General features: G+C 59.4%; 2 protein-coding genes and 1 pseudogene. All 3 read right to left on the bottom strand.

Annotated features, from left to right (window positions below):
- Window positions 1–1,619, bottom strand: a pseudogene (locus BP858_RS00310) (glycosyl hydrolase family 28-related protein); the annotation flags it as partial.
- A 477-nt stretch (window positions 1,620–2,096) separates the two neighbouring features.
- Window positions 2,097–3,755 carry a hypothetical protein gene (locus BP858_RS00305; protein WP_074175695.1) on the bottom strand — a complete coding sequence of 553 codons (1,659 nt, stop codon included), beginning with the start codon at window positions 3,753–3,755 and terminating at the stop codon, window positions 2,097–2,099.
- 182 nt (window positions 3,756–3,937) lie between these two features.
- Window positions 3,938–5,026 (bottom strand): hypothetical protein (locus BP858_RS00300; protein ID WP_286878526.1); only part of this gene is annotated, 1,089 nt, incomplete at its 5' end.

The raw sequence follows: 5,026 nt of genomic DNA, 5'->3' as shown, positions 1-5,026 counted from the left end.
TTCCCGGAGGGAGCCGGGGTGGTGGGCGTAGGTGTCGGGGTGGGTCCGGGAACGGTCGGGGTCGGCGCCGGTACCGGCGAACCGGTTGACGTCACCTTCACGTTCCGGAGGGTCGCCTGACCGGCCGGAACCGTGCCTGCGATGGTCACACCAGGGGAGCCGGCGGGGAGGATCTTTGAGACGATCTCCATATCCTTGACCAGGACGTTGCGGGTGCCGTAGCCCTCGATCAGGAACGGCTTTGCGACATCAGAGACGATCTGGCCGGAGAAGACGGTGTTCTCGTTCTCCTTCGCCCAGACCAGCGTCTCCACACGGTTGCCCGATGCGTAGATGCTTACCTCGGCATTGTCGAACTGGCCGTTCGTGCCGCCGAGGCTTGAACCCTTGCCGTTGATCCCGGCCGGGTTCTTCAGGTGGAAGTTCCGGATCTTCACGTTATTAGCAAGATCGACCTGAAGGCCGTAGCCGTTTGAGTCGATGCTCGTGCAGTTCTCCATCACCAGGGAGGGGTTGACCGAGCGGCACGGGACGCTGTAGTAGCCGGCCGGTGCCCGGTATGCGAAGTTAGTCCTCCCGATGGCGGTGTTCTTCTCGACGCAGTTGTAGAGTTTGCCGCCATTGGTGGTGTAGAACCCGTTCATGGAGTTGCCCTCCGCGACACAGTTGATGAACGTCACGTCGGCATTCGGGGCGTAGTAGCCGCACCCGAAGTAGTGGGTCGACATGTCGTTCGGGTTGTAGGCCTTTGTCGGGTAGGGTTTCTGCCCGTTGTTCCGGCTCACACAGTTCTCGAGGATACAATCCACCTTTTTGGGATCGAACTCGAAGTGGAACCCGGACTCCAGGTTGCCCTCAGCGAGGCAGTTCTTCACCCGGAGCCCCTCGATGTCATTGAGCTCCGCAAAGTCGAACCCGGTGATCCAGGGGTTGAACACTCCGAACTTGCCGCAGTTGATCGCGGCACAGTTCTCGTAGCGGACATCCTTGATCACCTTGTTCGTCGTCCCCCAGGCGTTGTGGAGGAACCCATACGTCCCGGTGTCCACAGCCTTACAGTTCGTAAACTCTATGTCCTGGAGGGTAGGAGCATATACTGTCGGATCGTGAATCAGGAGGAAGACTGCCTGAATGCTCGCATCCGCGGTTCCCGTGATGTTGTGGATCTTTGCGTGGCTCGCACGGATGGTCATCACACCGAGCCATTTGACGCCGCTGCTGTATCCACTGCCCTGGATGTTGAAGCCATCCAGGGTCACGTACTCACGGTCGACGTTGATACGTCCATCGCGGGTGAACTTCAGGTATGTCTCCGATTCACCTTCCCCCTTGAGAGTCGAGCCTGCTTTGGGAGCAATGATCCCCGCACAGTTGTATGTGCCGCTGGTAAGGAGGACAACACCGCCGGATGATGGCAGGGCATTCAGTGCTGCCTGAATCTCCACATGATCATTGACCCCGTCACAGACATAGGCAGCCGATGCTTTATCGGCCGCACTGCTGTCCTTTGCAGCCACGACAATCGTGGTGGGGGTCGTCTCGAGTGCTCCGACGATCGGGACAAGCCCGACGATCAGGAACACTGCGATTAGAAGCTTCGTTGTCCGTCTATCTCGCACTATCTCACCTCTCGGGAGATACTGCATTATCTGATATCTGTGGTTTAAAAGGTTTTCCAAATCAATCCAACGTCAAATTACATCTTAAAATTTGAAAAGTCAGCAGATTTTCCAATATTTTGCCGGATTTCACGATTTTCGAAATTTTCGATTTGATGGAAAAGCATATATCAGACCTTCGACTTTAGCGCAGATACCCTCTGAGAATACACGCCTCGACCGCATGCTCAGGGAGGGATCCCGGACGGGTTAACGGGTGCCGGATATGCCACACACACCCCAAAAATTTATGAGAACGACTGGAATTCAAAAAGATCCGGACAACCCCGACCAGGACGGCAGCCACCCCCCTGCCGCACCCCCCGGGGGTGAGGGAGTGGTAACCTGATCTTCATAGTGCGCTGGCGAAGAAAAGTCCGGTACCCGGGCCGGATTCGACCGGGTACTAGTAAAAAACCCAGATAGCCGCATCGGACGTCACCGCGCTCCCGATACAACCGCCACGTTCTCAAACGTCACGGCCCCGGCAGGAACTGAACTCGTGAGGACCACACCGTTTGTATAGGGCGCAAGGCTTGCGGAGACGATCTCCATATCCTTGACCCGGACCTTCCGGGTGCGGTCGCCCTCGATCACGAACGGCTTCGCGGCGTTTGATATAATCTGACCCGAGTACTCGACATTCTCATTGTTCCGCGCCCAGATCAGCGTCTCCGCCCGGTCGCCAGACGCGTAGATGTTCACCACGGAGTTCGCCAGGGGCCCCCCGTGCGCCCCTCCCAGGTTTGTCGCCTTCCCGTCTATCCCGGCCGGGTTCTCCAGGTGGAAGTTCCTGATGCAGACATCGCTTGCAAAGTCGATCTGGAGGCCGTAGCCGTTCGAATCGATGCTTGAGCAGTTCTCGAGCACGAGCGACGGGGCTACCGACCGGGTCGGAGCGGCGTAGAACGATGCCGGCTGGATGATACGGTAATCGGTCTTCCCGGCGCCGACGTCCCGATCAACGCAGTTGTAGAGTTTACCACCGTTGGTGGCGTAGAACCCGTGCCGGCTATTCCCCTCGGAGTAGCAGCTGATGAAGGTGATGTCCCCCCGCGGGGCGTAGTAGCCGCACCCGAAGTAGTGCGTGGACGTATCGCTCTCCTTGTAGGCCTTTGTCGGGTAGGGTTTCTGCCCGTTGTTCTTACTGATGCAGTTCTCGAGGATACAATCCCGCTTCTCGGGGTCCCACTCGAAGTGGAACCCGGACTCGAGATTGCCCTCAGCGAGGCAGTTCTTCACCCGGAGCCCCTCGATGTCGTTCTGTTCCGCAAAATCAAACCCGGTCACCCAGGGGTTGAACGCCCCGAACCTGCCGCAGTTGATTGCGGCGCAGTTCTCGTAGCGAACGTCCTTGATCACCTTGTTCGTCGTCCCCCAGGCATTGTGGAGGAACCCATACGTCCCGGTGTCCACGGCCCGGCAGTTGATGAACTCAACGTCTTCGAGGACGGGGGCGTAGACGTCCGGGTCATGGATCAGGAGGAAGACCGCCTGGGTGGTCGCATCGGCAGTCCCCTCGACGGCCAGGACCTTTGCGTGGCTTGCATAGAGAGTAACCACGCCGAGCCAGCGGTCGGTCCCGGTCCCGGGGTAGCCGGCGCCCCTGACATGGAAATTGTAGAGCGTGACTGATTCCCGGGAGACATTGAGCCGCCCGTTCTTGCTGAACTCAAGAAACGTTGCATCGGGCCCCTCGCCCCGGAGCATGGTGTTCGCACGGGGGTAGATGCTCCCGGCGCAATTGAATGTGCCGCTCGAGAGGGCAACCGTCCCCCCTGACGGCGGCAGGGAGTCAAATGCGGTCTGGATGTCACGCTGATCATCGGTGCCGTCGCACACGATGTCGGCCCGGGCCTTCGATGCAGCGCTGCTGTCGCTTGCCGCGACAACGACCGTCGGTCCGGGCACCTCCGGGGGCACCACCGGCGTTATGGGCAGCGGGGTGACCGGCGGGGGAGGCGGCGGCGGGGGAAGAGTCGGTCTGGGCGGATAGAAGTACATGACCAGCACGATTGCACTGATCACCGCAATCAGGACGGCGATGGCAATGAGAATGCGTCTGCCTCTGGCTCCCAGATGTGGTTTCGCTGACATGGGCTACCGACCATTCTGTTATTCCTTCAGGCGGATACGATATCGTGTGTGTCGACCCGGGGGTTCGCCACCCCGGATGCGGGATTCCGGGTGCCCGCGATTGCCCCCTGCCGGGTTCATACCCCTATGAGGCAGAGGTACCATTTAAGAGTTAGCAGGCCTCTCCCACCCGGGAGTGGCGCTCAGGGGCCCGGGAGGAGGGGCGATTTGGCAGGCAGCACCTCGAGGTCGGCCAGGACCGGATCTCCCGCTTCCCCCCCTTCAATCTGGACCGGGAGAGCGGCACTGGAGTAGATCCGACCTGAATATGTGACATTCCTATTGTTCACAACATACAGAAGCGTCCCAGGCCGGTCTCCCGATGCGGTAAGGTCGATAGTCGAGTTGAAGACGCCAGCCCTGACTGTTGAGTTTACCGGGAGTTCCTCTCCAGAACATCCCAGTACCGCCCCTTTGTCATTGATTCCGGCAGGATTGATCATGGTGAAGTTCCTGATAGCGGCGTTCTCCGCACCGCAGACAAAGAGGGCCCAGCCGTTTGAGTCGAGACTCCTGCAGTGGTCCATCACGAGGGAGGGGTTCTTCGTGACCGGCATGGACTGAAGGATGCAGTATGACACAGGCTTTGCAGAGGGGCCTGCTACCTGAGCGCGTCCCGTTTCGCTCTCGGCACAGTTATACAGGAGCATCCCGTCCGGGTTGCAGATAAAGAACCCAAACACACTGTTCCCCTCAGCCCGGCAGTTTATCAGCGACACCTGCCCTCCCGGGAGGTAGAAGCCGGATCCGAAGAAGTCCGGGTCGCCCACCAGGTAGGTCTCAGGGCAGGGTTTCTGTCCGTTGTTCAGGCTTGAGCAGTTGGTGAAGACGCAGTCCCGCTTCTCGGGGTCCCACTCGAAGTGGAACCCGGACTCGAGGCTCCCCTCGGCGGAAGAGTTGCTCACCCGGAGCCGCTCGATGTCGTTCTGTTCCGCAAAGTCAAACCCGGTCACCCAGGGGTTGAACGTCCCGAACCTGCCGCAGTTGATCGCATGGCAGTTCTCGTAGCGGATGTTTCTGATGGTGGTATTCTCTGATCCCCAGGCGTTGTGGAGGAACCCGTAGGTCCCGGTGTCCACAGCCCGGCAGTTGACGAACTCGACGTCTTCGAGGATGGGGGCATAGACGTTCGGGTTGTGGAGCAGGAGGAAGACCGCCTGGATACTGGCATCCGCGGTTCCCGTGACGTTAGAGACCCGGGTGCCGCTTGCATAGATGGTGACCACACCGAG

Source organism: Methanoculleus sp. UBA413, from assembly GCF_002502935.1.
GTDB lineage: Archaea > Halobacteriota > Methanomicrobia > Methanomicrobiales > Methanoculleaceae > Methanoculleus > Methanoculleus bourgensis.
Note: the sequence above shows the minus strand (reverse complement) of the source record. Positions and strands in the feature narration are given on the sequence as shown.